This window comes from Pseudomonas sp. SD17-1 (assembly GCF_029201585.1).
Taxonomy (GTDB): Bacteria; Pseudomonadota; Gammaproteobacteria; order Pseudomonadales; family Pseudomonadaceae; genus Aquipseudomonas; species Aquipseudomonas palmensis.
Map to the genome: position 1 here is coordinate 2,309,046 of NZ_CP104044.1, position 26,043 is coordinate 2,335,088.

Annotated in this window: 36 protein-coding genes, 1 tRNA gene and 3 pseudogenes; 20 read left to right on the forward strand and 20 right to left on the reverse strand. The window is 62.1% G+C overall.

Features of this window, described 5'->3' with window-relative positions:
* Window positions 1-34: 34 nt before the first annotated feature.
* The 5 genes from N0B28_RS10450 to N0B28_RS10470 are packed head-to-tail and all read left to right on the forward strand — an operon-like array spanning window position 35 to window position 2,760.
* Window positions 35-883 (forward strand): hypothetical protein, encoded by an 849-nt coding sequence (locus tag N0B28_RS10450; RefSeq protein ID WP_275731729.1) that lies wholly within the window; start codon window positions 35-37, stop codon window positions 881-883.
* Complete coding sequence (locus tag N0B28_RS10455; RefSeq protein ID WP_275731730.1) at window positions 883-1,497, forward strand: tail fiber assembly protein; 615 nt, start codon at window positions 883-885, stop codon at window positions 1,495-1,497. Before N0B28_RS10450 ends, N0B28_RS10455 begins: the two co-directional genes overlap by 1 nt.
* 57 nt (window positions 1,498-1,554) lie before the next feature.
* A complete protein-coding gene (locus N0B28_RS10460) occupies window positions 1,555-2,049 on the forward strand; it encodes a glycoside hydrolase family 104 protein (protein WP_078481928.1) in 495 nt (164 codons plus the stop codon).
* A gap of 26 nt (window positions 2,050-2,075) precedes the next feature.
* Window positions 2,076-2,588, forward strand: coding sequence for a DUF2514 family protein (locus N0B28_RS10465; RefSeq protein ID WP_275731732.1), 513 nt, complete (start codon window positions 2,076-2,078; stop codon window positions 2,586-2,588).
* Window positions 2,554-2,760 carry a hypothetical protein gene (locus N0B28_RS10470; RefSeq protein WP_254506177.1) on the forward strand — a complete coding sequence of 69 codons (207 nt, stop codon included), beginning with the start codon at window positions 2,554-2,556 and terminating at the stop codon, window positions 2,758-2,760. The genes N0B28_RS10465 and N0B28_RS10470 overlap by 35 nt, the downstream gene beginning before the upstream one ends.
* 1,020 nt (window positions 2,761-3,780) lie before the next feature.
* Here N0B28_RS10470 and N0B28_RS10475 read toward each other — a convergent pair.
* Window positions 3,781-4,107 (reverse strand): annotated as a pseudogene (locus tag N0B28_RS10475) (nucleoid-associated protein); the annotation flags it as partial.
* Window positions 4,108-4,282: 175 nt separating this feature from the next.
* On the opposite strand from N0B28_RS10475, the gene N0B28_RS10480 reads away from it, so the two are divergent.
* Together N0B28_RS10480 and N0B28_RS10485 are read left to right on the forward strand one after the other, a co-directional pair.
* Window positions 4,283-4,483, forward strand: coding sequence for a hypothetical protein (locus N0B28_RS10480; protein ID WP_100632513.1), 201 nt, complete (start codon window positions 4,283-4,285; stop codon window positions 4,481-4,483).
* 103 nt (window positions 4,484-4,586) lie between these two features.
* Entirely contained in the window at window positions 4,587-5,054 is a 468-nt protein-coding gene (locus N0B28_RS10485; RefSeq protein WP_082405690.1) for an anti-virulence regulator CigR family protein, read from the forward strand.
* Window positions 5,055-5,126: 72 nt separating this feature from the next.
* Here N0B28_RS10485 and N0B28_RS10490 read toward each other — a convergent pair whose 3' ends face one another.
* Window positions 5,127-5,612 (reverse strand): GNAT family N-acetyltransferase, encoded by a 486-nt coding sequence (locus tag N0B28_RS10490; RefSeq protein ID WP_043861704.1) that lies wholly within the window; start codon window positions 5,610-5,612, stop codon window positions 5,127-5,129.
* A gap of 314 nt (window positions 5,613-5,926) precedes the next feature.
* On the opposite strand from N0B28_RS10490, the gene N0B28_RS10495 reads away from it, so the two are divergent.
* On the forward strand, window positions 5,927-6,346 hold the full coding sequence (locus tag N0B28_RS10495) for a hypothetical protein (protein ID WP_147303867.1): 420 nt from the start codon (window positions 5,927-5,929) through the stop codon (window positions 6,344-6,346).
* Between the two features lie 235 nt (window positions 6,347-6,581).
* Window positions 6,582-6,878 (forward strand): hypothetical protein, encoded by a 297-nt coding sequence (locus tag N0B28_RS10500; protein ID WP_078481849.1) that lies wholly within the window; start codon window positions 6,582-6,584, stop codon window positions 6,876-6,878.
* Between the two features lie 34 nt (window positions 6,879-6,912).
* Here N0B28_RS10500 and N0B28_RS10505 read toward each other — a convergent pair whose 3' ends face one another.
* Window positions 6,913-8,061, reverse strand: coding sequence for a serine hydrolase domain-containing protein (locus N0B28_RS10505; RefSeq protein ID WP_275731737.1), 1,149 nt, complete (start codon window positions 8,059-8,061; stop codon window positions 6,913-6,915).
* 170 nt (window positions 8,062-8,231) lie between these two features.
* Between N0B28_RS10505 and N0B28_RS26270 the strand changes: the two are divergent.
* Window positions 8,232-8,423 (forward strand): annotated as a pseudogene (locus N0B28_RS26270) (hypothetical protein); the annotation flags it as partial.
* Between the two features lie 129 nt (window positions 8,424-8,552).
* On the opposite strand, the gene N0B28_RS10515 reads toward N0B28_RS26270, so the two are convergent.
* The 4 genes from N0B28_RS10515 to N0B28_RS10530 all read right to left on the reverse strand — a co-directional run bounded on the left by N0B28_RS10515 (window position 8,553) and on the right by N0B28_RS10530 (window position 10,127).
* The gene (locus tag N0B28_RS10515; protein WP_043861709.1) at window positions 8,553-8,879 is read right to left on the reverse strand and encodes a DUF2388 domain-containing protein; all 327 of its coding nucleotides are present in this window, start codon (window positions 8,877-8,879) and stop codon (window positions 8,553-8,555) included.
* Between the two features lie 25 nt (window positions 8,880-8,904).
* A complete protein-coding gene (locus tag N0B28_RS10520; protein ID WP_043861710.1) occupies window positions 8,905-9,237 on the reverse strand; it encodes a hypothetical protein in 333 nt (110 codons plus the stop codon).
* Window positions 9,238-9,391: 154 nt separating this feature from the next.
* Window positions 9,392-9,646 carry a hypothetical protein gene (locus tag N0B28_RS10525; protein WP_058540372.1) on the reverse strand — a complete coding sequence of 85 codons (255 nt, stop codon included), beginning with the start codon at window positions 9,644-9,646 and terminating at the stop codon, window positions 9,392-9,394.
* A 46-nt stretch (window positions 9,647-9,692) separates the two neighbouring features.
* A complete protein-coding gene (locus N0B28_RS10530; RefSeq protein WP_116053619.1) occupies window positions 9,693-10,127 on the reverse strand; it encodes a GNAT family N-acetyltransferase in 435 nt (144 codons plus the stop codon).
* 130 nt (window positions 10,128-10,257) lie between these two features.
* Between N0B28_RS10530 and N0B28_RS10535 the strand changes: the two genes are divergently transcribed.
* The gene (locus N0B28_RS10535; protein WP_058540370.1) at window positions 10,258-10,680 is read left to right on the forward strand and encodes a hypothetical protein; all 423 of its coding nucleotides are present in this window, start codon (window positions 10,258-10,260) and stop codon (window positions 10,678-10,680) included.
* A gap of 32 nt (window positions 10,681-10,712) precedes the next feature.
* Here N0B28_RS10535 and N0B28_RS10540 read toward each other — a convergent pair whose 3' ends face one another.
* The gene (locus N0B28_RS10540) at window positions 10,713-11,234 is read right to left on the reverse strand and encodes a hypothetical protein (RefSeq protein WP_275731742.1); all 522 of its coding nucleotides are present in this window, start codon (window positions 11,232-11,234) and stop codon (window positions 10,713-10,715) included.
* A 519-nt stretch (window positions 11,235-11,753) separates the two neighbouring features.
* Here N0B28_RS10540 and N0B28_RS10545 point away from each other — a divergent pair.
* The 3 genes and pseudogenes from N0B28_RS10545 to N0B28_RS10555 all read left to right on the forward strand — a co-directional run.
* A pseudogene (locus tag N0B28_RS10545) lies at window positions 11,754-12,035 on the forward strand (methyl-accepting chemotaxis protein); the annotation flags it as partial.
* A gap of 102 nt (window positions 12,036-12,137) precedes the next feature.
* Entirely contained in the window at window positions 12,138-12,431 is a 294-nt protein-coding gene (locus N0B28_RS10550) for a CZB domain-containing protein (RefSeq protein WP_229590273.1), read from the forward strand.
* Between the two features lie 78 nt (window positions 12,432-12,509).
* Entirely contained in the window at window positions 12,510-12,806 is a 297-nt protein-coding gene (locus N0B28_RS10555) for a hypothetical protein (RefSeq protein ID WP_275731743.1), read from the forward strand.
* 71 nt (window positions 12,807-12,877) lie between these two features.
* Here the strand turns inward: N0B28_RS10555 and N0B28_RS10560 are convergent, their stop codons facing one another.
* A complete protein-coding gene (locus tag N0B28_RS10560) occupies window positions 12,878-13,279 on the reverse strand; it encodes a glycine zipper domain-containing protein (RefSeq protein ID WP_043861716.1) in 402 nt (133 codons plus the stop codon).
* Window positions 13,280-13,447: 168 nt separating this feature from the next.
* Here N0B28_RS10560 and N0B28_RS10565 point away from each other — a divergent pair, with 168 nt between their 5' ends.
* The 3 genes from N0B28_RS10565 (at window position 13,448) to N0B28_RS10575 (ending at window position 14,807) form a co-directional block, all read left to right on the forward strand.
* The gene (locus N0B28_RS10565) at window positions 13,448-13,639 is read left to right on the forward strand and encodes a hypothetical protein (RefSeq protein WP_043861717.1); all 192 of its coding nucleotides are present in this window, start codon (window positions 13,448-13,450) and stop codon (window positions 13,637-13,639) included.
* A 113-nt stretch (window positions 13,640-13,752) separates the two neighbouring features.
* A complete protein-coding gene (locus tag N0B28_RS10570; protein WP_043861718.1) occupies window positions 13,753-14,286 on the forward strand; it encodes a chalcone isomerase family protein in 534 nt (177 codons plus the stop codon).
* Window positions 14,283-14,807 carry a DUF3833 domain-containing protein gene (locus N0B28_RS10575; RefSeq protein ID WP_043861719.1) on the forward strand — a complete coding sequence of 175 codons (525 nt, stop codon included), beginning with the start codon at window positions 14,283-14,285 and terminating at the stop codon, window positions 14,805-14,807. Before N0B28_RS10570 ends, N0B28_RS10575 begins: the two co-directional genes overlap by 4 nt.
* Here N0B28_RS10575 and N0B28_RS10580 read toward each other — a convergent pair.
* The 9 genes from N0B28_RS10580 to N0B28_RS10620 all read right to left on the reverse strand — a co-directional run bounded on the left by N0B28_RS10580 (window position 14,776) and on the right by N0B28_RS10620 (window position 21,116).
* Complete coding sequence (locus tag N0B28_RS10580; RefSeq protein ID WP_275731745.1) at window positions 14,776-15,276, reverse strand: DUF2878 domain-containing protein; 501 nt, start codon at window positions 15,274-15,276, stop codon at window positions 14,776-14,778. The genes N0B28_RS10575 and N0B28_RS10580 overlap by 32 nt on opposite strands.
* Before the next feature lie 26 nt (window positions 15,277-15,302).
* Entirely contained in the window at window positions 15,303-16,574 is a 1,272-nt protein-coding gene (locus tag N0B28_RS10585) for a cyclopropane-fatty-acyl-phospholipid synthase family protein (RefSeq protein ID WP_275731747.1), read from the reverse strand.
* Entirely contained in the window at window positions 16,561-17,376 is an 816-nt protein-coding gene (locus tag N0B28_RS10590) for a DUF1365 domain-containing protein (protein ID WP_275731748.1), read from the reverse strand. The genes N0B28_RS10585 and N0B28_RS10590 overlap by 14 nt, the downstream gene beginning before the upstream one ends.
* Complete coding sequence (locus N0B28_RS10595) at window positions 17,373-18,620, reverse strand: FAD-dependent oxidoreductase (RefSeq protein WP_104572580.1); 1,248 nt, start codon at window positions 18,618-18,620, stop codon at window positions 17,373-17,375. The genes N0B28_RS10590 and N0B28_RS10595 overlap by 4 nt, the downstream gene beginning before the upstream one ends.
* Window positions 18,617-19,381: an SDR family NAD(P)-dependent oxidoreductase gene (locus tag N0B28_RS10600; RefSeq protein ID WP_275731749.1), complete on the reverse strand. Its 765-nt coding sequence runs from the start codon at window positions 19,379-19,381 to the stop codon at window positions 18,617-18,619. Before N0B28_RS10600 ends, N0B28_RS10595 begins: the two co-directional genes overlap by 4 nt.
* Window positions 19,378-19,800 (reverse strand): nuclear transport factor 2 family protein, encoded by a 423-nt coding sequence (locus tag N0B28_RS10605; protein WP_275731750.1) that lies wholly within the window; start codon window positions 19,798-19,800, stop codon window positions 19,378-19,380. Before N0B28_RS10605 ends, N0B28_RS10600 begins: the two co-directional genes overlap by 4 nt.
* A gap of 208 nt (window positions 19,801-20,008) precedes the next feature.
* Window positions 20,009-20,093: transfer RNA gene (locus N0B28_RS10610), tRNA-Leu, on the reverse strand.
* A gap of 109 nt (window positions 20,094-20,202) precedes the next feature.
* Window positions 20,203-20,907, reverse strand: a complete 705-nt coding sequence (locus N0B28_RS10615) for a YoaK family protein (protein WP_043861726.1) — start codon at window positions 20,905-20,907, stop codon at window positions 20,203-20,205.
* Between the two features lie 14 nt (window positions 20,908-20,921).
* The gene (locus N0B28_RS10620) at window positions 20,922-21,116 is read right to left on the reverse strand and encodes a hypothetical protein (RefSeq protein ID WP_043861727.1); all 195 of its coding nucleotides are present in this window, start codon (window positions 21,114-21,116) and stop codon (window positions 20,922-20,924) included.
* Between the two features lie 269 nt (window positions 21,117-21,385).
* On the opposite strand from N0B28_RS10620, the gene N0B28_RS10625 reads away from it, so the two are divergent.
* From N0B28_RS10625 to N0B28_RS10635, 3 genes are read left to right on the forward strand one after another with little or no spacing between them, the layout of a single operon-like run.
* A complete protein-coding gene (locus N0B28_RS10625; RefSeq protein ID WP_043861728.1) occupies window positions 21,386-22,549 on the forward strand; it encodes a PAS domain-containing sensor histidine kinase in 1,164 nt (387 codons plus the stop codon).
* A gap of 4 nt (window positions 22,550-22,553) precedes the next feature.
* Window positions 22,554-23,999, forward strand: coding sequence for an ATPase domain-containing protein (locus N0B28_RS10630; protein WP_043861729.1), 1,446 nt, complete (start codon window positions 22,554-22,556; stop codon window positions 23,997-23,999).
* Window positions 24,000-24,018: 19 nt separating this feature from the next.
* Window positions 24,019-24,411 carry a response regulator gene (locus tag N0B28_RS10635; protein WP_054914301.1) on the forward strand — a complete coding sequence of 131 codons (393 nt, stop codon included), beginning with the start codon at window positions 24,019-24,021 and terminating at the stop codon, window positions 24,409-24,411.
* A 48-nt stretch (window positions 24,412-24,459) separates the two neighbouring features.
* On the opposite strand, the gene csrA is transcribed toward N0B28_RS10635, so the two are convergent.
* Together csrA and N0B28_RS10645 are read right to left on the reverse strand one after the other, a co-directional pair.
* Window positions 24,460-24,657, reverse strand: coding sequence for a carbon storage regulator CsrA (gene csrA / locus N0B28_RS10640; protein ID WP_043861731.1), 198 nt, complete (start codon window positions 24,655-24,657; stop codon window positions 24,460-24,462).
* Window positions 24,658-24,972: 315 nt separating this feature from the next.
* On the reverse strand, window positions 24,973-26,010 hold the full coding sequence (locus N0B28_RS10645; protein ID WP_078481841.1) for a DNA topoisomerase IB: 1,038 nt from the start codon (window positions 26,008-26,010) through the stop codon (window positions 24,973-24,975).
* Window positions 26,011-26,043 lie beyond the last annotated feature (33 nt).

Below are 26,043 nucleotides of genomic sequence, written 5' to 3' on the forward strand. Positions count from 1 at the left end.
CGCCGCGGCGGGTTTTTTATTGCCTGGAGAATTTATGCCCTGGTACAGAGAAGGCAAGGTCGCAATCGCGGCCGGACAAACCACCGTAACCGGTACCGGTACAAACTTCGCAGCGAACTCTCGCGTCGGCGATGCTTTGCAGGGGCCTGATGGCCGTTGGTATGAAGTAACGAACATCGCAAGCGGTACAGTGCTTTCAATTTATCCTGCCTATCAAGGTGCCACCATCGCGGCCGGTACCTACGGCCTCGCGCCCATGAAGGGGTATGTCAAAGAATCAGCCGACCGCCTTCGGCAGATCGTCGAGCAGTTCGGCTCGACTCTGGCGGTGCTCGGCGTCGCCACGACTGCACCGAAGCTTCGGGAGAACATCGGCGCCGCGGCGCGCGGGGCGAATAGCGACATCACGTCACTGACCGGCATGACAACCGCGCTGAGCGTCGCTCAGGGCGGTACAGGCGGCAGCACACAAGCGACCGCCAGGGCAGGCCTGGGCCTAAAGGCTGCCGCAACGGCTGATATCGTCGGCACAGTGAGTCAATCGGGCGGCGTACCAACGGGTGCGATATTTGAGAAGGGCAGCAATGCAAATGGCAGGTACGTCAAATACGCGGACGGCACCGCCACCGCCGAAATGGCAGTAACTACCACGTCTTTTTCTCCTGTCGCGGGCCTGCACGTCTCCAACGATATCGGCACCCCAACCCCAGTAACGTTCATTGCTGGCAGCGCTGTCCTCTCCGGCAATGACGCGTTAAACAACTCATTTCTGGTCGCGGGCCGGGTAGAACCCAACAACATCAGTGTGAAGGCCTACTTCACTTCATCCCCTGGCGTACCGGTGAGAACCATAAACATTGTTGTGCAAGGGAGGTGGTACTGATGCGCATTAAATTGTCACCGTTCAGTGCAGACGAAACACTCGTGCTCAGCAGGAGCGGCGAATCGATCACGATCAACGGCATGAAGCTCGATTTCGAAGGCGTGCATGACGGCGCGATGCTGCCTGCAACTGCGACGAACTGCTCGTGGCTGTATGGGCCAATCGAGCGGGTCGCCGGAGAGCTTACGTTGACCGTCAGGCTTCCTCATGGCCCGATGGCAAGCGCGCAGTCGCGGTTCCCGGTGGATATCGTCAATCCACCAGATGGCCGCGTGCAGCTCCCCACAGACTTCGACCCCCGGCCTGAGCAGTCTGAGGTTTCCTGGCCAGATACCATCGGCTCGATCGACTGGAGCCAGATGGTCACGGCAGAGATGAAGCAGGATGCGGCTGCAGCGCAGCATCTGGCCGGCGTGCAAGCAGAAATCGCCGGTCGACGAGGCGTTGCCGACTCGGCAATCGCACCGCTGCAAGATGCGGTCGACCTCGACGACGCAACCGAGGCTGAAGCCACTGCGCTGAAGGCCTGGAAGAAATACCGGGTCGCGCTGAACCGCCTGCCAGAGCAATCAGGATACCCAGTCGACATCGACTGGCCCGTGCCGCCGGCCTGACTACAGCCGAACAACGATACCCGCCTTGAGCGGGTTTTTTATTGCCTGGAGAAACACATGGCTCGAATTTCCGACTCACTGGCGGGCAGCAAGAACGCTCTCGCTTTCCTCGACATGCTGGCATGGTCCGAAGGCACGTCGATCAGCAAGCACACCCGCGACGACGGCTATGACGTGGTGGTTGGCGGCATCGACAGTCCGAACACCTTCAAGAGCTACAGCACCCATCCTGGCGTGCTGGTGACCGTGAACAACAAGGGCCTGAAGTCCACGGCCGCAGGCCGGTACCAGCAACTCCAGCGCTACTGGCCGCACTACCGCGACCTGCTCAAGCTGCCCGACTTCGGGCCCACCAGCCAAGACAAGCTGGCACTGCACCTGATCAAGGAGCGCGGCGCCCTGGCGGACGTGCACGCCGGCCATATCCAGGCCGCAATCACGAAGTGCCGGAACATCTGGGCCAGCCTGCCAGGCGCTGGGTACGGGCAGCATGAGCGCAAGCTGGATGACCTGCTGGCGCACTACGTCGCCGCCGGCGGGAGGCTGGCGTGAGCGGATGGGCCTGGCGCGCGACAGCCTTGCTGCTGTTGCTGGCGTCGTACTGGGGCGCCTATGAACATGGGCGCACGACGATGGACGCCGAGTGGCAGAGCAGGTGGGCTGCGCGCGATGCCGGGGACAAACAGGCTTGGGCCCTGGCCGAGGCTGCAGAGCGGACCAAGGAGCAGGCCCACCAACAACAAATGAACAAGGCGATTCTGGATGGACAGAAAATCATTGACCGTGCGGTGGCTGATGCTGCCGCTGCTCGCGCTGATCTCAGCCTGCGGGATGAAGCTGACCGAGCAGCCAACCGTATCACCAGTTCGGCCGGCGGCCATTCCTGCACTGCCGCAGCAAGCGCGGCAGCTTCCCGCGTCGCCCTGGTGCTTGCCGACGTGCTCAAGCGCGCTGATGAAAGAGCGGGAGACCTGGCGACAGATGCTGATCAAAGCCGGGGAAGGGGAGCAACCTGCGAACAGGCCTATACTGCCCTGACCGAAATCGGAGGGCAGCATGGACGACTTGCAGGAGAAGATGGCGGCGGGTGAGCCGCTGATGCAGCAAGCGATGGATGCGGTGCGGCGCTATCACGAAGCGCGAGATTCGCTTACCGCGGCAGAAGAGGTCGACCGCTTGCGGCTTGAGGCCGAAGCGCTGATGCAGGCTGTCAGTGAGTATCAGCAGGCTGTGCTTGGAGGCCCGGCGGCAACTCGCCACTGAGTGCGCAGCTCGCTGGGAGCACTCGCCCGGTAGATTTCAGCTGTAAGTCGTGCAGGTCCTTCGTTAGCCCCTCGTTCATTGCCACAAGCTTGGCGATATTTCTGCGCGCCTTACTCAGCTCTCGGGTCAGGTATTCGGCCTCATTCGTCATGAGCACCACCTGGTGCTTCCACATCTCCAGCTCAGTTGGCGCTCCGAAGCCGTCAAAGTCTTCAATTTCCTGGGTCATTTTCGTCACCTTGCGAATACTGTCTGTATATACAGTAATGCAGTCGAGCGGGCGCGGCGAATCAAGGCGACGAATTGCACGGGGAGGGGATTTGTTCTGTCGGCAGGACGCCGGAGGAGGGGTGAAAATCGGTTCCAAAACTAAAACGCGGACCCTTCTAGAGCGCGGCCTGTAGGCGATCGGTTGCGATTTTGTTTTGGAACTATTTTCGCATCGTAGGCCGCAGCTGGCGGGAGTTCTTCTATCGGATTGCAAATCCGTCTACGCCGGTTCGATTCCGACCTCGGCCTCCATTATTGAAAGCCCCGCAGATTAACGTCTGCGGGGTTTTTCTTTGGGCGAAAGAAAACCTGATCGTTTCCGCATCTTGAGGCATCGTTTCCGCATCAGCCCTCTACTTGGTCGGGCTGACCACTTCGCCGACTCGGCGATAAACACGCTTGGTGATTTCCCCTTTCCCTGGTCGAGAAGTGCATGACTGGTGGCTCGTACAAAAAGTCAGAGCCAAAGACCTGGTAACGTCCGTTACAGTCAGCGCCGCCTCATCAGGCGGCGTTTTCGTATGGGGGGAAGGCGCTGGCGGGCAGCGCTGCTGGTGTTATGCTTCGCCGCTTACCAAACAGGGAGAGTGGTAGTGAAACTGCGGGAAAAGCATAAGGCATTTCAGGAATGGTTCACGCCGCGGCGGCGTCGGCGAGCGGGCGGTACGTTGCTCGTCATCTGGACTGTCGGCATCTGCGTTTACCCTGGCAAGCACTGGATCTACGTGATGATTCCCGGAATGATGTGGTTCATGAGCGCTTGGCCTCCCGAACTCCATGACAAGCGCTGAAGCACTGGCGAGCGGCGCCGAAGGGGCAGGCCGCGCGGCGCTTCAGTTGATCAGTAAGCTGCGTTGGCAGGTTGCGGATAGTCAGGCTGCTGCTGTCCTGGTCGAACTCAATCTTGGAGCCGAGCAAGTGAGGCTCGAAGCTGATCGACAAACCCTCTGCTCGACCGGTGTAGCGCCTGAACTGGTTCAGGGTGCGCTTGTGCGCAGTGAAGCTTTCCATCAGGCCGTAGTCCCCGGCCTTGATAAGTTCGGCGAAGGTTGCGGGTCGATCTTCATCGAGCACCTGCACCGTGTAGTGAGGCCCAAATATCAACATCAACCGGTCGGAACAGGGTCAATGCGGGAGCGCATTCAGGTGGGGCAAGACGTAATGCTTCGCGGCGGCATGCGCCGCCCTCCGTGACCTGAGCGCCTACGAAAGTTATCGTGGGGTTATGGATGGATTACTGAAGGAGGCGTGAATGCTGTGGTTCGGAACCGACAAAGCCAGGTTCAAGGTTCAGCGGCGCATCGCGGGCGTCGTGTTGTTCATTGCGATCTTCTTTCTAGCCGCACAGCTCGAAGCATGGCGTTCAGATAACGCCGCATTTGGCGATGTACTGGACGGCATCATCTTGACTGTGTTTGCAGGAGGCATGTTCTACCTGGCAGGCAGATGGTGACTCTGGTGGCCCTCCGTGGCCGGATGCGGCATGGGGGTGAATGAACCTTTTCATACAGCGTCGTCTACATTGGAGAGGCTATCCCCTTTCTGAGAGTACGGCCATGCTCAAATCGAAAACGTTGATCTCAGTGCTATCAAGCCTTGTTTTAGTTACAGGCTCGGTCGGCGCATGCGCTGACCCCGGTAATGGAAAAGGGCAAGGCAACGGAAAGGGTAACGCTCACAATGCTCAAGGCCACGGCAACCAGGGGAGCGGGGCTAAGGGAACGCGTTCAGGGCAAAATGACTGGGACCACGGCCCGAACATTGATCGTGGCAGCGTCCTGAACGTTCTGAACAGTTACCACAATTATTGGGCCCCAGGCCCAGCACTACCGCCTGGCATCCAGAAGAACTTGGCACGAGGAAAACCGCTCCCTCCTGGCATCGCGAAAAAGCTCGACGCAAGACTTATCGGCCATCTACCGCGCTACGATGGCTATGAGTGGCAACAAGCTGGCACAGACTTGATTCTCGTTGCTATTGCCACTGGCATCATCTACGAAGTGATAAATGGAGTGCTGGATTAAGCTCGATCTATTAGAAGCTCGCATCAGGCTTTTCAGGCGGCGCGCTTGCTCCTCTGCATGCGAGTTGGAGGGTTACGGGTGCTGTGCGCTTGGACCGACAAGGAGCCGATAGCGCCTGAAGTACGTACCGTCGATATCAACTTCTCCGTCAGGGCGAAACCCTAGGCGCAGTACACCTTTGATTCGAACTCTGGTTGGTGGAAGCAGTAGGGTAATCGACTCCAGCCTCAACTCCTGAACAGCGCGCCGTACGATTTCATTGAAAATTACCTTTCCCAATCCCCAGTAGTGTGGATGGAGCACCAAGGCAAGATCGGCGTCGTCGCCCTCTTTCTGTAGCCCACCCCAACCGGCAAATTCATTCTCGACAAAGAAGGCCCAGGGCCCATATCCGTTAAGGACCCATTGGGCCTCTTTTTGGGCGACCCATGCCTTGCATTTTTTTTCGTCAAAGTCGGGGCGGCCCAAGGGCATCTGGCGTAAGACATCTGGATTGTTGTTAAGCGCCATGATGTCATCGGTTGAAACATCGCTGAGATGTCGGAACGTTAGCTGCATGATTTGCCTTGCGGATGACTTGATGTTCACCAATACCGGCAACCCACCATTATTTCAATGTCCAGGGGCGTGATGAGCAGACCGATGCCGCCACCATCGCCGACCGGATCAACCAGCAAAAGCTGAACCTGGCCAACCAGTACGGTGACAGCGCCTGCGGCATGAGCCTCGACGAGTACAACCAGAAGCTGGCGGCCCTTAAATTATGCTCATGCAGAAAAATGGCTCAAAAAAAGCCCGCGCTAGACGGGCTCAAGTACGCGTCGGGACAGTGACCTCACACGTTATGAGGGCTCAAATCGGGTGCCGCAAGCATGACAAAGCCAACTACGGCGCCAGACTTCCAACTTGTCGTATTGCGCGACGTTGAACCGCCAATGACGAACAAAACCGATCACGCCGATTGCAATGAACGCAACGCCAATGAAGAGCCTGGTCCAATCGACTCCCCACCAGGTGTTCATGAGTTTAAGGCCGTCATACAGGATGATGGAGCCCACGATCGTAAGTATGACGGGCCCCAGCAAGCGTTTGCCTGGTGGGGGAGAGACGCTGGCGGCCAGGTCAGTCTGATGTTTACCCGTCGTCTCGACCGTAACACTTGGCCCTACTCCGGATTGCACTTGATGAGTGGTTTTGATGCGGGAGGTGCCTGCGGCATGGATAACGGACAGCAGTTGAACATTTTGCCCGTGACAGTGTGGGCACGCGACGGCATTGTGACTTACCACTAGTTCATTCCTTTGAAATGACAAAGTGCGCATTTTAAAACAGCTCCGAACATTCTTGCACTTGGTGGCATTTTGCTTGCAGCCACTTTGCTGGTTGACCGAGAGGGGCTCTTTTCATCTTGAATCCATCGCTGTGGTAGCGCATTCGATTCATCCGCCCCTGCACCAGGGTGGCGTGCACCGTTGAAGTGAGCTATTGCTGATGTTTCGGCACCTGGCCGACTCAGGAGACAATTCGATGAAACAGCTACTGTTGGGCGCCTTGCTGGTGAGCGCTGCCGGCATTGCCCATGCGGACATCCCGCTGCTTAACGCCACCTGCCCAGGCAACATCGAGGTTCACGCCGATGAAGGCGGGCCGATCTATATCAATGGCAAAGAGGCTACGTTGAAGAAAGTCAACGACAACTATTTCGAAGCCAAGGGCAGCGGGATAACCGTGTCGCTCACCATCAGGCCCGACGGCTCGCCGGATGTGTCGTACACCGGCAAGAATCGTGCGAATGGCGTCTGCGAACTGGCCGATCAGGACTGAAACGCCAGCGCCCGGTAAGCGCTGGCACGATGCGTCACTCAACCGCTGCGAAGGCAAGTGCCGCAAGCGTTCTGGCGCGAGGGTCCATCAGCACATGGCTGCCCATGGTGGTGGTCACGAAACCAAAGCTCATCTCCCGGTCTGGGTCTGCGAACGCCACCGGCCCGCCCAGCCCAACATGACCGAATGCCTGCGGCCCCATGCAATAGGACGCGTCAGGGTCGGCGGCATGTTCCATCATGCAACCCAGGCCATAGCGCATGGGGCGCCGCAGGGTCTGGTCGAACCCTGCACTTTGCTCTGTGCCGAACGCCTTCAACAGTTGTGGCCCCAACAACTTGCCTTGCAGCAGGGCACTGTAGAAGCCCGCCAGGCCATGGGCGTTGCCATGGCTGCAGACGCCCGGCTGGTGGTAGCCCCACCAGTGCGGATTACCCGTACGGGTGGGTGAAAGGCTGGGGTTGGTGAATGCCAGGGTCGCCACATGCGCAGGCTCATTGAGGATGAGGGTGCGCAGGTCCTGTGCGAACCGGTCACCCACTCGACCGGGCGCATGCTCGAAGTGAGCGATACGCTTGAACTGATCGGCAGGCACGCCCAGGAACACATCCAGCGCATGGGGTTCGAGGATCTCCTGGTGTATGAAAACCCCGGCGTCGCGACCGTCCACGCGGCGGATCAACTCGCCGATGATCCAGCCATAGGTGGTCGCGCCGTACCCCACCTGTGTGCCTGGCGACCACCACGGTTGTTCGTCTGCTGTCACCTGGGCCATGTGGTTCCAGTCGTACATGTGGGGCGTGCGATCCGGCAGGCGCAGCGCAGGCAAGCCGCTGGTATGGCTCAACACCTGGCGAAGGGTGATTCGTTCTTTGCCGTGTCGGGCGAATTCAGGCCAGTGTTTGGCCACGGGATCATCCAGACCCAGTCGGCCCCGTTCCACCAGCATGAGTACCGCCACAGCGGTGATCGGCTTGATGGTGCAATAGGCGTTGACCAGGGTATCGCGCTGCCAGGGGGCATGGCCGTGCACATCCTTCACGCCGCCCCAGATGTCTACGACGGTCTTGCCGCCGACCTGTATGCAGACACCGCCACCGCGCTCGTGGGGCTCTTCCAGGATGGCGGCGAAGGCCTGGCGGACCGGTTCAAAAGCAGCGTCACATCGTCCTTGTACCTGCATCTCATTGACTCCATTCGATCGAGCGCTGAACTCTAGCCCGTACTGCGCGGTGGGGGTGCCGGTGCCCTGCGCTTGTGCGCACCGTTCGTCCAATGCCCGGCACTCCCACACCCTTCGAAGCTTCTCACGCTTATGCGCGGGCATCCCGTGCAGCAGCCTGGAGAAGCACCATGGACATCGACGAGAACGCACCTGGCAACAGGTCACAGCAGGGCGTTACGCGCACCACCGACAACGAAACCGGTCACGATCCAAGGCGCGAGGCGCCAGAGGTGCCACTGCCGCCTGACGACGAAGCGGCGGTCGAAGAAGACATGACCGATGTGGAGGCCGGCAACTCGGTACTGAGCGAGCATCCCGAGGCAGGAAACCACAGTCGCGACGACCACCCGCATGCGGGCTCGCCATTGCGCGAGCAGGGCGATGAGAGAAAGGAGGCGCGCGACGTGCCTGCGAGCGATCCTGAGTCCGGTGCCTGAACCCTCGCCTGGTCAGTAGGTGGCGGTGATCGCCTGAGCCAGCTGCCGATCTGTCATCAAAGGTGGCCGGGCGGTCGCACGATAATGCCGAGACGCCTGCTCGAACTGTGCGCCGCGTATCTGGCCATCCGAGCCAACGAAGGCCAGCGCATCGCTTCTGGCCGACTTGAACAGATCGGGCGCATTGAAGGTCAGCGCGGTGGTGCCCGCCACCAGGATGCTCGGCACGAACGTGGTGTACATCAGCGCCTTATCGAACGGATTGGCGTTTTCGGCAGCCGCAGCGTGGCTGCTGGCCAGGACAAGCAGGGCGGCGCCCAGGGCGTTCCATACGGTCATTTGCGGTTCCATTGCACCGGGTGGCTTAGCGTGATCTCAGGCTTCGATGCAGGCTCAGCACGCCCTTGTCGTCGAACAGAAAGATGATCTGGTTGCCCACGTTGTCCTGGCAGATGACGCCTTCATTCTGGCTGTCGACGATGCCCTGGCATGCCATGTTCGACACGTAGGGGCGCAGTTGGCACTTGAGCGTCTTGCCATCTTCGATCACCAGTTGGTGGTTGGGCGAGATGCTCTGCGGGTCTGGGGCCGGGCAAGTGCCCTGGCCCCAGTCGATGCCTTGATGATTGGGCTGATGATTGGGCTGGGTGGTGCAGCCGGCCAGCAGCACCAGGGGCAACAGGTACTTGCACTTCATGGTCACGGGTCCTGGTAGTTGCATCATTGTTGCGTTAGCGCTGCAGACTACAGGGTGAGGGTTTTCATTACCCTGCACTGAGTCTCGTTTTGAAAGATTCGCCCGGGCGATACCAGTGCTGCGCCGGGCGGTTCCGCCATCGATGGGGAGTTCGCTAGCGCGCGGGCTCACCGTCGGCCAGCCCTCTGGCCAGGTCCACGGCTGCGGTAATGGCGGCCCTGGCCTGGGGGCTGTTCTTCCAGCAGGTCGAGCCCAATGCGGCAGATGCCTGGGCAAGGATGTCAGTGACATCCGATCTGCCCAGCTCGGCCAGGGAATCGATGCCCATCTGCTCGAGCCGGCTGATGACGGTGGGGCCTACGCCCTTGAGCGCCAGCAGGGCAGTACGTTCTGTCGGGGAAAATGCCATCGATGAAATCCTTTTCTGTTCTGTAGAAGCCTGGCGACAAGCCCACTCAACGCATGAACTTCACGAACACCAGTTCCGGGTCGCCCGGGTCGAGGTTTTCGATTGTCCCGCTGTGTTGATAGCCCAGCTGTGCCAGGAGTTGGCGCATCGGCAGGTTGGAGGTGTTGGTGGATGTGAACACCTTCTGCGCCGAGGCGACTCGCTCCAGGTGTGTCATCAGCTGGCGGCCGACACCGGTGCGCCTGGATGCATCTGAAACGACCACCAGGGGAATGAAGTACTCACCGAAAAAGCTTCGGTCCAGGCAACCATAACCCAAGGGGGTGGCGGCGTCGTTCGCTTCGCAGGCAATCCAGCACTCACGTGCGCGGATGGCCTGCGCAAGCTGCTCGCGGCGGCGTTCATCGTTGCGTGCAACAGCGTCAATGCCTGTCAGGTGGTGGATGTCCTCTGCCAGGGCCTGCCTGATGGATAGGCTCATGGTCTCGCCTTGTCGGTTTGATGCCGCGAAGTGTACTTCAGGGACAGTGAATCCATAAAAGTCGCGATATACGCAACTTGGCGCTAAAGTGCCGAATAGTCCCGTCATGGTCTGAACAAGGAAGTTTGCGATGATAGCGAAGTTGATGGTCACCGTTGGTATCGTGTTTTACGCCGTCGTGGTACCGATCCTCGAAATCAATGATACCCACGTCTTCAATCAGGCCTGGGAGCCACACGCGCGCCTGCATGAAACCTGGCAACTCTTCACCAATACCGCCATTGGTGCGTACAGCGTCTGGCTGGTGTGGGGGCGCGATAACCTGAGGCTGGCGAGCCTGCTGACCCTGTTCGTCACAGGCGGGTTCCTGATGGCGTACTGGCTGCGCGATGGCTACGGCGGCTCGATGGTACTCACAGACGGTTCGGAGAAGATGATCCTGGGCGTCAACCTTGGTCTTTTTGCCTACGCGCTGGCCATTCTGCTGGCGGGGCTTGCGGTCGCCCTCGAGCGGCGCAGGCCCGATAGGTCGCTGGAGGCTGACCAGCGCTAAGCCGTTGACCAAGGGGGGGATGAAGGGGCGCGTCACCCCGCCTGCCGTTCCCGCCGCAGTGTATGCCACAACAGGGCGGCCGACAGCAGGCCGGGCATCATGAAGATATACACGAGCTGCGGGAACTTGTGAGTGAAGCCGGCCAGCACGCCGCCCCATATCAGCGTGACTGCCACGCCGCAGATCAGCAGGCGGCGGTTGGGTACCACGGGTATTTCAGCCATCGCCAGCAGGTAGATCTTCCAGCACGACCAGAGGCCGAACAACGAAATCGACATCAGGCCCATGGCTATGGGTATCGCGAACAGCGGTTGCTCACTGATGACCAACATCGGGAAGAAAAAACCGATGCACCCGGCAATGAACAGCAGCGTCAGGGGCATCAGGCCCAGTACGGCAGCCAGGGTGAGGCCCATTCGAAAGGTGGTGAGTTTGTCCATACAGCTACCTGCGACAACGAAGAGAAAACACTGCAGCCCACGCACTGTGCCATGGCCATGGGCATTTTCAAGGACGCGAAAAATGCGATGCAGACGCTCTACGGCAGTGCGCAAGGGGCCAATTCATGCATGATGGCTGATTGATGTCAATGTTGCCTCCCTGCTGCGCCTTTAAAATCGAGGTACATATCGATAGGCGTTGCGTGCCGGGGAGTTGTGGCAATGTTTGGTAGAAAGTGGCGAGAACAGGTCAACGCACAGGCGCGTGAGTTGCAGGAGCTGAAGCAGCAGAATCTGGCGCTCCAGCAGGAAAACCAGCAACTGACCGATTTGCTGGCGCAAACCCAGGGTGAGCAGGCCGAGCTCAATGCCTACAGCCGTTACCAATGTGATCTGCACAGCAAGATGGGCATGTTCGACGAGTCGATGAAGCAGACCCGTGATGGGGTAGTCAGCCAGGCCGAAACCCTGCGCGGGGAGGTCGACCACCTCAAGGCCAACAGCGGCGTGTTCAGCGAGACGTCCGAACTGCTTTCGTCGTTCTCTACCTCGCTCACGCACATGGCCGGTCAAGGCGTGAGCAGTGTCGAGAGCGTGACCCACCTGCAGGCGCGGGTCAGCGAAATCAGCAGCATCGTGGGCTTGATCAAGGCCATTTCAGACCAGACCAACCTGCTGGCACTCAACGCCGCCATCGAGGCGGCGCGGGCCGGTGAGCAGGGGCGCGGGTTTGCGGTGGTGGCCGACGAGGTACGGGCCCTGGCCCAGCGCACCCACCAGGCCACCCAGGACATCAGCGTGCTGGTGGACGCCATCAATGTCGATACCACGGCGGCGAGCAACTCGATCGGCAACCTCTCCAATGAAGCCACGCGCCTGGCTGGCGACGTGTCGACCTCGGCGCAGACCCTGGACGAAATGGTGGTGATGGGTGACCACATGACCACCCTGATCGAGAACATGGCGCTCAGTTCGTTCTGCGAGGCGGTCAAGCTCGACCACCTGTTGTTCAAGCTGATGGTGTACCTGCGCCTGTTCAATCAGGACCCGAACCTTGAGCTGTCGGACCATAAGCATTGCCGCCTGGGCAAGTGGTACCTGATGCCGGAAACCCAGCAGATCTACCAGCACGACCGGGCATTCGCCCAGCTCGACGACCCCCACCGTATCTGCCACGAATCGGCCAGCCATGCGCTGCACCAGGCGCAGCACAAGGACTGGAGCGCGGTGGTGGCCTCGCTGGACAGCATGGAGACCGCCAGCCTCAAGGTGAACCAGGTGCTGCAGGCGCTCGCCCATCGCGGCGACTGATCGACAGTTGCAGGCACCGGCGCGAGGGAGCAAAAGTGGTAGGATCCGTGCGATCGGATCGGGTAAAGGGAGTGCTGCATGGATGGGGAGCTGGATGAGCGCGACGTCGCGCGTCGTTTCTGCGTTGTCTGTGCAGTCATCATTGCGGCGGTTGGTCTCTGTGCTTCCCTGTACTGCCTGTTGAGCCCGGCCAGCATGTTCCCCTCGCTGGGCCCGGTGCTGGCGATTTTCGCGCTGGCACTGACCAACCTGCTGTGCCTGCCACTGGTGTTTGCCTATTGGCTGTTGGCGTTCCGGCCTGATGGTGCTCGGGTGTTACTGATCGTGCAGGGCATCGCAATGGCGGCATTTGTGCTGTGGTACAGCGTGGTTTGACTGCAACTGTGCTGCAATGCAAAACGCAAACGTCCGGCACATGGCCGGACGTTTGCGTAGTGGCAGGCGACTTAACGGTGGCGGTGCTTGCGCTTGTGCTTGCTGGCGCTGTGCCTGTTGTCATCTGCCAGATGATTGCCCACCGCGCCTCCGGCCGCGCCGCCCAGGCCGGCGCCGACGGTCGAACCGGTGGAGCCGCCCAACGCATTGCCGATCAACGAGCCGCCGGCCGACCCCAGGCCACCGCCCACGGCGGCCTGGGTGCGGTTGCCCTTGCGCGCACCGGCCGCGCTACCTGCAGCGCCACCCAGCCCGGCACCGATGGCGGCGCCGGTGCTGCCGCCGATCTGCTGGCCAACCACATTGCCCAGTGCGCCGCCCAGCCCGCCACCGATGGCGGTGGTGCCGTCGCCGGCAACGGCAGTCAGGGGCAGCAGGATACCCAGGGCGAGGGTAGGCAGGGTGAAACGCATGATGTGAACCTCAGGTACTTGATCTGAAAGATGATTTTTTGGTGCTGTTCAGACCGCGCGCCGAAGGTTTGGTTTCCGGTCGCGCCATTTAAAAACGTGGTGCGCCCTTGCGAGGCTTCGCGGGCCTCGGCGAAGATGGCCGATTGGCTTTTGCACAGTGAGGTTGATATGGCGCAGTACAAGACCGTTGGCGAGCTGGTGGCAGCCTTGTCGCGGCTTCCGCAGGATGCACGGGTGGTGGTTCAGGGTGGCCTGGGCCTGAAGGACATCAGCCTGTTCGGGGCAGGGCAGGTCCAGATCGAGTTCAAGGAGCAGATCATCGACTCCTCGCCGTCGTGGGTAGTGTTCGTCAAGCAGTGACTTCTGCAGGCTGTGCTAGCGTGTACAGATACGGCAATTAACTTGTACAGAAAATTTTCCACGTGCAAGTATCGCCGCAACCCCCCGCCCAAGGGGCTGCCAGGGAGTACCGCATGCGACCGCCACCCATCGCGCTGTGCAGGCTGCTGTTGCTGATCGGTGTGCTGGCCTGCGGTTACGCCCAGGCGGGGTGGCGGGCCGACCTGCCGGATGCGCGTCTGGTAGGCAGTGCTGAATTCAGGACCTGGGGCCTGGATATCTATACGGCGCGATTGTGGGCCCCCGGTGCACGCTTGAACGAGGGCGATGGCTTCGCCCTCGAGATCACCTACCGGCGCGCGGTCAGTCGCGAGCGGTTGGTCGAGGTCAGCCTCGAGGAGATCCAGCGTCTGTCTGCCACCCCGCTGACGGCAGCGCAACGGGACCAGTGGCAGGCGCAGATGCAGCAGGCGTTCGTGGATGTCGAGGCGGGTATGCGCATCACGGGCGTGTACGTTCCCGGGCTTGGCTGTCGCTTCTATGTGGGGGAGCGCCTGCAGCACGAAGTGCGTGACCAGGCATTCGCCCGTGCGTTCTTCGCCATCTGGCTGGACCCTCGCAGCCGCTACCCCGACTTGCGTCGGCAACTCCTTGGAGCCTCCCCATGAAAGCCTGGTACCTGTTGGTGTTCCTGCTGTTGGCCGGCTGCGGCAATGTCGATGTCGAGGCTTACCGCAACCAGTCACCGGCGTTCGACCTGCGTCAGTACTTCAACGGCCGCGTCGACGGCTGGGGCATCGTGCAGAAGCGTTCCGGCGAGGTCATCAAGCGTTTTCACGTGCTGATCGAAGGGCGCAGCGAAGGCGATAACGTGGTGCTGAACGAGCACTTCACCTACAGCGACGGCACCCGGCAGCAACGCACCTGGACCATTCGCCCGGACGGCCCGGGACGTTGGCGCGGCACGGCCGGGGATGTGGTGGAAGAGGCGCGCGGGCAGAACGCCGGTTTCGCCTTGCGCTGGCAGTACGTGCTCGACGTACCGGTGGACGGCAAGACCTGGGCCATCCGCTTCGACGACTGGATGTACCTGCTGGACGATAACACCCTGGCCAACCGCTCCTACATGACCAAGTTCGGCATCGAAGTCGGGCAGGTCACCTTGTTCTTTCGCAAGCAGGTGCAGTAGGCCGGCCGAGACGGTGCAGTACCGGCAGCAGCAAGGCCCACACGGCGGCAAGCACCAGCAGGCTCGGCCAGGTGCCCAATGGCAGCCTGGCACCGGCAAGCTGCACACCGCCCCAGTAGGACAACGGGCCGCCCACCGCGCCCAGCAGGCTGGCCCGCCACCAGGGGTTGGCGGTCCAGTGCAGGCTGTGGCGCAAGGTGCAGGCGAACACCGGCCACAGCAACAGCAGCCAGAACGGCGGCAGCCAAGGATGACCGCCAAACTCGAACACCCCAAGCGCCAGCAGCAGGCTGTCGGTCAGCGAGCCGCACAGGCTGACGGCGACGATCAGGCGCACCTCGCCGGGCTTGGCCAGGCAGCTCAGGTGCGTCACCAGGCAGGCCACTGCCACTGCCAGCAAGGCGGGGTGGCGAGCACCCAGCACGCAGGCGAACCAGCCAAGCTGAAACAGCAGCGCATTGCCCAGCACCGCTGCCCAATGCGCTGTCCGCCGGTTCAGCCTGGTTGCCCCAGCAGCGGTGCGGGCCGTGCGCCGGCCTTGGCCAGCAACAGCTGGGCGGTGCCGATGGCACGCTCCAGAAAGCCCCCCTCGCAGTAGCACAGGTAGAACTCCCACAAGCGGTAGAACGTGTCGTCATAACCCAACGCCTGCAACGGCTGGCGCGCCTGCTGCAGGTTCTGGTGCCAGCAGCGCAGGGTGCGCGCATAGTGCAGGCCGAATTCTTCCATGTGGTGCAGGTTCAGATCGGTGTCGCGGCCCATCACCTGCAGCATCACCCCTACCGAAGGCAGGGCGCCGCCCGGAAAGATGTAGCGCTGGATGAAGTCGACCGAGCGGCACGCCTGTGCGTAGCGCTGTTCGCGGATGGTGATGCTCTGCAGCAGCATCAGGCCATCGGGCTTGAGCAGCCGCGCGCATTGCCTGAAGTAGCTGCTGAGGTAGCGATGGCCGACAGCTTCGATCATCTCGATGGATACCAGCTTGTCGTACTGGCCCTGCAGGTCGCGGTAATCCTCCAGCAGCAGGGTGATGCGGTCCTGCAGGCCGGCTTCGTCGATGCGCCGACGGGCATAGGCGAACTGTTCGGCCGACACCGTGGTGGTGGTTACCCGGCAGCCGTGGTGGCGTGCCGCGTAAATGGCCAGGCCGCCCCAGCCGGTGCCGATCTCCAGCAGGTGATCGTCGCGGGTGAGGGCGAGCTTCTGGCAGATGCGCTGCAACTTGTAGTGCTGGGCCTGTTCCAGGGTATCGTCGGCCCCCTGAAACATGGCCGCCGAGTACATCATGCTCGGGTCCAGCAGGCGCTCGAACAGTTCGTTGCCCAGGTCGTAATGGGCGGCGATGTTGCGTCTGGCGCCGCGCCGGGTATTGCGGTTGAGCCAGTGCAGGCCATGCAGCAGCGGGCGCCCCAGGCGTGCCAGCCCGCCTTCCAGGCCGTCGAGTACCTCCAGGTTCGCCACCAGCACGCGGACCACGGCGGTGAGGTCCGGGCTGGTCCAGTAGCCGTGCACGTAGGCTTCGCCCGCGCCAATCGAGCCGTTGCTGGCCACCAGGCCCCATAGCGCGTCGTCCACTACCTGGACATGCCCTTGCAGGTTCGCGCCGGCGTTGCCGAAGTGGTGCACCACATTGGCTTCGATGACCACCAGTGCGCCGTGGCGCAGGCGTTCGAGCTGGCGCAGCACAGCGCGCCGCAGCAGCATCACGCCGATGCCGTTGCCGGCGGACGCGAAGCGTTTTGCCGGGATTGCCTCAGGGCTTTTCATGGGGGGTGTCCTTTGCGCGGTCGGGTGCATTGATCGGTTTGGCTCGCCGCCAGGTGCCCCGGGCGGCGAAGTGGTCGAACAGGCGATGACGCTTGAGCAGCAGGCGCAACGCCTGCCAATGGATGGCCAGCAGGGTCTTGGCGGTCATCCACGGGAAGCTCAGCAGGTGCCGGTGCAGGCTGCGTCGGTTCAGGTCGATGCGCGCCAGGTTCAGCACGGCGCTGAACACCCGGGTGTGTGCCTGCCAGTCCTCCATGCGCACACGGATACGCGCTGCAGGTGTGCAGAAGTGCATGCGGTATTCCAGGTCGGCGGGCAGGAACGGCGACACATGAAACGCCTTGGCCACGCTGAAGTTCCACGGCCCCGGGCCGTCGGCGGGCAACACGTAGTGAAAGCGTTCGCGCCAGGGCGTGTTGGTGACCTCGCAGAGAATCGCAGCCAGACGCCCGTCACCTTCAAAGCAGTAGAAAAAGCTCACCGGGTTGAAGGCCAGGCCCCAGCTGCGGGGTTGGGTCAGTACGCACACCGGCCCTTGGGGGCGGTGGTGCAGCACCTGTTCGAGCAGGTCCAGCACGGCGCTCTTGAGGGGCGTGCCCTGGTGAGTGGCGGCTGGCAGATAGTCCCGCTCGTCGAAGGCAAAGGCGCTCCACCGGCCCCCGCCGGCCAGCCTCGACAGCGCTGGCAGCTGCGCCTGCTCGTCCAGGTCCAGGTACAGCAGGCCGATGCGGTAGGCAAAGCCGAAATCCCCCCTGGCGGGGCGGCGGTGGCTGACCCAGCCCTGGTAGAGCGCACTGTTCACAACTGCTCACCAAATTCGGCGGCCACGCGCAGCGCGCTGACCACGCCGTCTTCATGAAAGCCGTTGCCCCAGTACGCGCCGCAGTAGTAGCTGTGTCGGGCACCGCACAGTTCGGCGTGACGCGCCTGGGCCCGTACCCCGGCCAGGCTGAACTGCGGGTGGGCATAGGTGTAGCGGCCAAGGACCTTGCCGGGGTCGATGGCGCCGGTCTGGTTGAGGCTCACGCAGAAGGTCTGCGGGGCATCGATGCCCTGCAGAATGTTCATGTTGTAGGTGACGGCGGCCGGCTGGGACTGCGAGCCGCCGAGGCGGTAGTTCCAGCTGGCCCAGGCCAGGGGACGACGCGGCAGCAGGCGGGTGTCGGTGTGCAGGACCACGTCGTTGTCGGCATAGCGCAGCGCGCCAAGAATCTCGCGCTCGGCCTGGCTGGGATCATGCAGCATCAGCAGCGCCTGGTCGCTGTGGCAGGCGAACACCACCTTGTCGTAACGCTCCATGCCTGCTCGGCTGAACAGGCTGACACCGTCGGCATCGCGGGTCACGCCCAGTACAGGGCAGTTGAGGCGAATGCGTTCGGCAAACGGTGCGCACAGCGGGGCCAGGTAACTGCGCGAGCCACCTTCCACTACCCGCCATTGCGGGCGGTCGTTGACCGACAGCAGCCCGTGGTGCTTGAAGAAGCGCACGAAAAACTGCAGCGGGAAGCCCAGCATCTGCGCCAGCGGCATCGACCAGATGGCGGCCCCCATCGGCACGATGTAGTGGTCGATGAAACGCTCGCCGTAGCCGTTCATGTACAGGTAGTCGCCCAGCGAAAGGGTGTCGTTGACTCGCTGCTGCTCCAGGTCGTTCAGGGCCTGGCGATTGAAGCGCAGGATGTCGTAGAGCATGCCCCAGAAGGGCGGCGACAACAGGTTGCGGCGCTGCGCGAAGAGGCTGTTGAGGGTGTTGCCGTTGTACTCGTGGGCGGTCTGCGGGTCGTGGACCGAAAAGCTCATTTCGGTAGGACGCGAGGCGATGCCCAGCTGATCGAGCAGGCGGATGAAGTTGGGGTAGGTCCAGTCGTTGAACACGATGAACCCGGTATCCACCGCGTAGTGTCGCTCGCCAAGCTGCACGTCGACGGTATGGGTGTGCCCGCCAATCCGGTCACTGGACTCGTACAGCGTGATGGCGTGCTGGCGCTGCAGCAGGTGGGCGCAGGTAAGCCCGGCGATACCGCTGCCGATGATGGCTATCTTCATGGGTGGGGTTCCTGGCGCAGTGGCCGTGACAGGTGCTTGCCCAATGCCAGTTGCAGGCTCACCGGCAGCAGCGCGACCAGGCGCAGGCCGGCGATGAACAGGAGCGGAAAGGCAATGGTGTACGGGCGCTTGTGCAGGCGCCGGGCAATATGGCGTGCGGCCTTTTCGGCGGGCCAGCACAGCGGCATGGGGAAGTCGTTGCGCCGGGTCAGCGGGGTGTCGACGAAGCCCGGGCTGACCAGCGTCACGGCAATGCCTTCGCGGGCCAGGTCGATGCGCAGCGATTCGAACAGGTAGCGCACCGCGGCCTTGGAGGCGCCATAGGCACCGGCGCGGGGCAGCGCCAGAAAGGTCACGGCGCTGGCCACGGCCACCAGGTGCGGCTGTCGACCCTGGCGCAGCAGGGGCAGGGCAGCCTCCACGCAGTGGCTGGCACTGAACAGGTTGGAAGCCACCACGCGCTCGACCATGGCGGCTTCGAAGGCTTCGCTGTCCAGGTACTCGCAGGTGCCGGCGTTGAGTATCACCTGGTCCAGGCCACCCCAGGCCTGGGCGATCTGCTGGGCGATCGCGCGCACCTGGTTAACCTCGCGAAGGTCGCCCGGTACCACCAGTACCTGGTCGGGGTAGCGCTGCGCCAATGCCTGCAAGGGCTGGACATTGCGCGCGCTGACCGCCAGGCGATGCCCCTGGGCCAGCAGCAGGGGGGCCAGTGCCGCACCAATGCCGCTGCTGGCGCCGGTCAGCCAGATGCGTCTCATGCCAGCCTCCGCTTGAGCCAGCCGATCACGCAGCCCATCACCGGCAGGTGCTCGTACAGCAGTGCCCCGGCGTCGAAGTAGTCATGGTGCAGGTAGACCTTGTCGCGCCACATCAGGTGCGAGCAACCCTGTACCTGAACCGGGCGCCCACCGTTCAGGCGCGCATGCTGGTAGTACAGGGTCCAGCGCAGGTAGCCCTTCCCGTCGTCCACCTGGTCATAACCGTGGAACTCGAAGCGCACCTGATCGACGTTGGCGTACAGCTGAGCGAAATAATCCTGCAGCGCGGCCATGCCGTGGATCTGATGCAGCGGGTCGCGGAACTGGACATCGTCGCTGTACAACTCGCGCAGCACACCCAGGTTGTGCGCGTCGATGGCGCAGAATCGCTCTGCAAAGCGTTTGAGATACTCGGACATTGCCTGCACCCATGACCATTGTGGTCATTTAGTTGTACACGTATTGTTATTTGTACAAGATATTTGCAGGTTAGAGGGAAATTTGTACAAGTCAATTCATCCCTGCAGATTTTGCTGCAGGGAGATGGACGCAGGGGCAGGGGCAAGGCGGGGGAGAACGCAGGACGCAGAAAGCAGAAAAGCGCCCCAAGGGGCGCTTTTCAGAAGATGGTGCGAGTGGCGGGACTCGAACCCGCAAGGCTCACGCCGGCAGATTTTAAGTCTGCTGTGTATACCAATTCCACCACACTCGCACGGATCATCCGGCTGCAAGGTCAGGCACAGGGTGTGTGCGACACTTTACCTTCCGGATCAAGGCGGCTTTATAACTCATCGTTATATTCGAGTCAACTCGCGCACCCGCTACTTTGCCATGTAACGCCGCAGCCAGCGACGGGGAATCAGCAGTGACACGATGGCCAGTGCCAGGGCGAAGCCACCGCAGGCCATCAGCGCCGCCAGGCCGTAGCGGTGCTCCAGCAGCCCGCCCAGCACTGCGCCGCCGAACATGCCGGACCACGGCACCAGTTGCACGCGCCAGCCCGGACGCCGCTCCCCCATCAGCCAGCGGCCCAGGCCGCGGCCAAAGCGCGACAGGGCGCCGGTTACATAGGTCAGCCCGATGGGCAGCCCGTTCACCTCTTCGACCGCCGCATTGAGCATGCCCATGGCGATGATCGCGCCCAGCAGCGCCGGCAACTGCGCCTGCGCGCCCCACAGGCCTGCCCCCAGCAGCAGTGCCGCCGACAGGGCGAGCAGCGGCCATGCACGCTTGGCGCTCAGGCGGGCGATGATCACCCCCAGCGCGTTGCCGGCAATGAAGGCGCCGATCAGCAGGGCCAGGCGGGCCACCAGTGCCCAGTGCGCATCGCCCAGGGCGACGGCCATGCGCGTGGTGTTGCCGCTCATGAAAGAAACGAAATCGCCGGTGGCGAGAAAGCCGATGGCGTCGGTCATGCCCGCCAGCACCGACAGGGCGGCGACGAAAAACAACCCGACGCGGCCCCGGCGCTTGTAGACGAGGGTAGTCAGCGGCCCGCGTTGGCCCTGTGGGCGCTCTGGCAGCATGGGCTTCTCCGGGGCTAGGGTTCGATGCGGTCGGCCACGCTGCGCAACTGGTCGATCGATGCCTGCAGCCCATTGATGCTGCGCTGCACTTCCAGGGCATCCTGCGGGTGGGCCGAGTGCTGCAGGTAGCGCGCATGCCCGGCCATTTCGCGCGCGATCTGCTCCAGATCGGCGGCGGTGTGCTCCAGGTCATCGTGAATGCCTTTCATCCTTGCATCTGTGGTCAACGTCCTTCCCCCGGTTGCGCTTGCACCTGTGGACTATAACAAGTTGCCCCCCGGCCCGGAACGATTTCCCCGGGCACTGCCCGGATAGGTGAGCACCCGTTGACACCGGGCAATCACTGCGCCACTGTTCCGCCAGTGATTTATCGTTCACGTCCTGCAGGTCGATACGACTGTTTCGAAATTACGGAATTGCAGAGGCACCCGGTTGTCTACCTTCTCATTGTCCTCACTGCGGTGCCTGCGGGTTTGCCATGGATTCTTCCCAGCGCTCTGACCTTCAAACCATGCACGCCAGCCGCTATGAGCAGTTGGTGCAGACCGTTGCGGACTACGCCATCTATATGCTCGACCTCGAGGGCCATGTGGTGTCGTGGAACCTGGGGGCCCAGCGCATCAAGGGCTACAACGCCGACGAGGTCATCGGTCGGCACTTCTCGATGTTCTTCACGCCGCAGGATTGCGCCGAAGGCCGGCCTGGCTGGTTGCTCAATCGTGCGCTGAGCACCGGCGGGGCACAGGACGAAGGCTGGCGCATGCGCAAGGACGGCACGCAGTTCTGGGCCCTGGCGGCACTGGATGTGATTCGGGACGAGCAGGGCGAGGTGGTCGGGCTGGCGAAAATCACCCGCGACATCACCGATCGTCGGGAAGCCGCATTACAGTTGGACGCCATGCGTGCGCAGCTGTTCCAGTCGCAGAAGCTGGAAGCCCTCGGCCAGCTTACCGGGGGCATGGCCCACGATTTCAACAATCTGCTCACGATCATCATCGGCTCGGCCAAGCTGGCCATGACCTCTCGCGACCCGCAGCGTACCGAGCGCCTGTTGCAGCATATCGTCGATGCCGGCGAACGCGGCAGCCAGGTGACCCAGCAGTTGCTCGGGTTTGCCCGGCGCAAGGTGCAAAGCACAAGCCGGGTCGATGTGGCGCAGTTGGTCCGGGCGAGCCAGGCGTTGCTGTCCCAGGCGCTGCCCAAGGGCATCGAATTGCAGGTAGATATCCAGGGCGAGGTATCGGATATCGAGGTGGACAGCGGCCAGTTGCAGATGGTGCTGCTCAACCTGATCTTCAACGCCCGTGACGCCATGGATGCCGAGGGGCGCATCGAACTGGTTGCACGCAACCAGGTGCTGCAGGGGGAGTGGGACGGGCTGGTTGGCGATCATGTGCTCATCAGCGTGCGCGACCCCGGACGTGGTATCGATGCTGCGGTGTTGCCGCGCATCTTCGAACCGTTTTTCACCACCAAGAGTTTTGGCAAGGGAACCGGCCTGGGGTTGAGCCAGGCCTACGGTTTTGCCAAGCAGAGCAACGGTTGCATCAGGGTCGAGAGCGAAAGCGGTCGCGGCACCTGCATGACCCTGTGCCTGCCGGCATGGCAGCCACCCCAGCCCGACAACCTTCAAAGCGAGTGAACCTATCGTGGAGCAGCTCAAGCGTCTTGCTACAGGCATCGAAGGTCTGGACGACCTGCTCAAGGGCGGCCTTGTGGCCGGCTCGTCCTATATCGTCCAGGGTCGCCCGGGCTCGGGCAAGACCATCCTGGCCAACCAGTTGGCGTTCAACCATGTGGCCACGGGCGGGCGGGTGCTGGTGGCGACGCTGCTGAGCGAGTCCCATGAGCGTCTGTTCCAGTACCTGTCCACTCTGAGCTTTTTCGACCCTGCGCTGGTGGGCAACCAGCTGCAGTTCGTCAGTGCCTTCGATACCCTCGAAAGCGAGGGGCTGGAGGCGGTGGTCAAGCTGCTGCGCGGTGAAATCGGCCGCCAGGGCGCCTCCCTGCTGATTGTCGACGGCCTGCTCAATGCACGTTCACGCGCCGAAAACGTGCTCGACACCAAGAAGTTCATTTCAGAGCTGCAAGGCCATGCCGCGTTTGCCGGCTGCACCTTGCTGCTGCTTACCAGTTCGCGCCTGGATGACGGCAGCCCGGAACACACCATGGTCGATGGCGTCATCGAACTGGGCGAGGACCTGTACGGCGCACGTTCGGTGCGACGCATCCAGTTGCGCAAGACCCGCGGCAGCGGGGCGCTGTCCGGGGTGCACGAATGCGAGATCACCGAGCAGGGGCTGAAGGTGTATCCGCGCCTTGAAGCACTCTACAGCCACCCCTCCAGCCCGGGCAGCGAGGTGTTGACCCGCGTCGGCACGGGCCTGGCCAGTCTCGATGGCTTGCTGGGCGGGGGCTTTCCCAGCGCTTCGGTCTCGCTGGCGATGGGGCCGTCGGGTATTGGCAAGACCTCCCTGGGCCTGAGTTTTCTGGCCGGTGCCACAGTGGCCGAGCCGGGCCTGCATTTCGGCTTCTACGAGACCCCGCAGCGCTTGCGCATCAAGGCCAGGGCCATCGGTATCGATCTGCCGGCACTGGAGAAAAGCGGGGCGGTGCACCTGGCCTGGCAGCCCACTACCGAAGGGTTGCTCGATGGCGTGGGCGCCCGTTTGCTCAGCCATGTACGCAAGCACCGCATCAAACGGGTGCTGATCGACAGCCTGGGCGCGTTTGCCCGGCTCGCCACCAACCAGGGGCGGCTCAACGAGTTCTTCCGTGCGCTGATGGGCGAGCTGCGTGCCGAGGATGTGACGGTGTTGGCGACCTGGGAGATGCGCGACCTGTTCGGCTCTGAAATCAACGCACCCGCGTCGGAGCTGTCGTCGATCGTCGACAACCTGTTCCTGATGCGTTTCGTCGAGCTGGACGCCGAGCTCAAACGCTTGCTGTCGATCCTCAAGGTGCGCGACAGTGAATACGATCCGGCCCTGCTGGAGCTGGTCATCCGTTCGACAGGCATCGAGCTCGACAAGGCGTTCGTTCAGGCGAGCGCGGTGATGTCGGGCACCGCTTCATCGGCGCAAGGGGCATGAAAGCCCTGGGCTGGCAGCCATGAGCACGATTCTGGTCGTGGACGACGAGTATGTAATCGCCGATATCCTGGGGTATGCCCTGGAGGATGCCGGCTACAAGGTCGAGAAGGCGCCCAATGGCAAGACGGCCCTGGACGTGCTGGAGAAGGTGCGAATCGACCTGGTCATCACCGACTACATGATGCCGATAATGAATGGCGAGGAGTTGGCCAAAGCGATTCGCAGCAATGCGCAGTTTGCGGACCTACCGGTCATTCTCATGAGCGGGGCCCAGGCAAGTATCGGCAAAGCCATACCTGACCTGTTTTCTGCAGTGTTCGACAAGCCGTTCGATACTGCCAGCATGGTGGCCAGGGTCAGGGCATTCATCGGTGTGGCGGAGGCCGGGCGGGATACGCCAGAGCTTCAGTGAACCGTGTTGCCGGGACCAAGCGCATCCGTGCGACTCGATTAGCCCTGGTTACTGGTGATCATCCCCCTTCTCCGGCGCCGGGCTGCCGGCTTGAATGCGCTTGTAAATCTCTTCACGGTGCACCTGGACATCTTTGGGTGCATCGATGCCGATCCTCACTTGCATCCCCTTGACCCCTAGAATGGTGACCTTGATGTCATCATTGATGACGATGCTTTCGCCAACTTTGCGGGTGAGTATCAGCATGTACTTCTCCTTGGTAACTTTGAATGCCTTGCAGGCGGTAGCTGCACAGGCCGGGTGTGCGCGGTGGCACAGCCGTCTTTCCCTTCATTAAAGACGCATTCGATGGAAATTAATTCCCCGAGCACAAGATTCTGTTGAGGTCTTTAGTCACAGGTTCCGATTGGGCAGATGGGCAATTACGCACAACCGGTATCGCCCATGGACGCAAGCATAGGGGGCTTCAACGCATATGGGAAATTTCTCTGCCTGATGGGGGATATGTCTTTTTTCTATGGAACGGCGGCGTTTAAAAAGTAGGGTTATTTAATGTGCTAGTTAATGATTTTCATTCGTATCGCATGCATTCAATGTCATGAGAAAACCTGCCAGGGCCACCTCGGCCAGCTCCATGCGCTGGCGCGCCCGTGGCCGTGGCAGCGCGTGGAGCTCGCCCAGCACGAAGCGCTCCAGCAGCGCCGGGTGCACATAGCTGCGCCGGCATACGGCGGGGGTATTGCCCAGTCGCGACGCCACCTGCTTGAGCATGGCCACGATCTGTCGGCGCGCTTCGGTTTCCGGTTGCCATTGCAGCTCACGCAGCAACTCCAGCGCCAGCGCGCTGCCGGCCCAGGTGCGATAGTCCTTGGCGGTGAAGTCGGCACCGGTCAATTGCTGCAGGTAGGCGTTCACGTCCGCCGAACCGACGGTGTGACATTGCCCCAGCGCGTCCTGCCACTGGAACAGGTCCTGGCCCGGCAGTTCCAGGCAGCGCTTGACGATGCGTGCCAGGCGCCGGTCCTTGAGGGTCACCTGGTGCTCGATGCCGCTCTTGCCGCGAAAGCGAAACCGTATTGCGCTGCCTTCGACCTGCACATGGCGAGTGCGCAGCGTGGTCAGCCCGTAGGAGCGGTTGTCGCGGGCATACTGACGGTTGCCCACGCGGATCAGCGTGTTGTCGAGCAGGCTGACCACCAGTGCCATGACCTTTTCGCGGTCCAGGCCGGGCCGCGCCAGGTGCTCGTCGAGTTGCTTGCGCAGCCGCGGCAGGCGTTTGGCGAAGGCCAGCATGCGGTCGTACTTGTGGCTGTCGCGCAGTTCGCGCCAGTCGGGGTGATACCGGTACTGCTTGCGACCACGTGCGTCGCGTCCGGTGGCTTGCAGGTGGCCGCGCGGGTCGGCGCAGATCCATACATCGGTATAGGCCGGCGGTATGGCCAGCGCCTTGATGCGGGCCAGGGTATCCGGTGCGGTGATGCGCTGGCCGTGGGCGTCGAAATAGGCGAAGTGCTTGCGCAGCAGGCGCCGATGGAAACCGGGGCGGCTGTCATCCACGTAATGCAGGCCACTGGGCAAAGGGGGCAGGTCGACACTCATGCTGGGCGCTCGCGTAGGGGCTCTGACGATGGA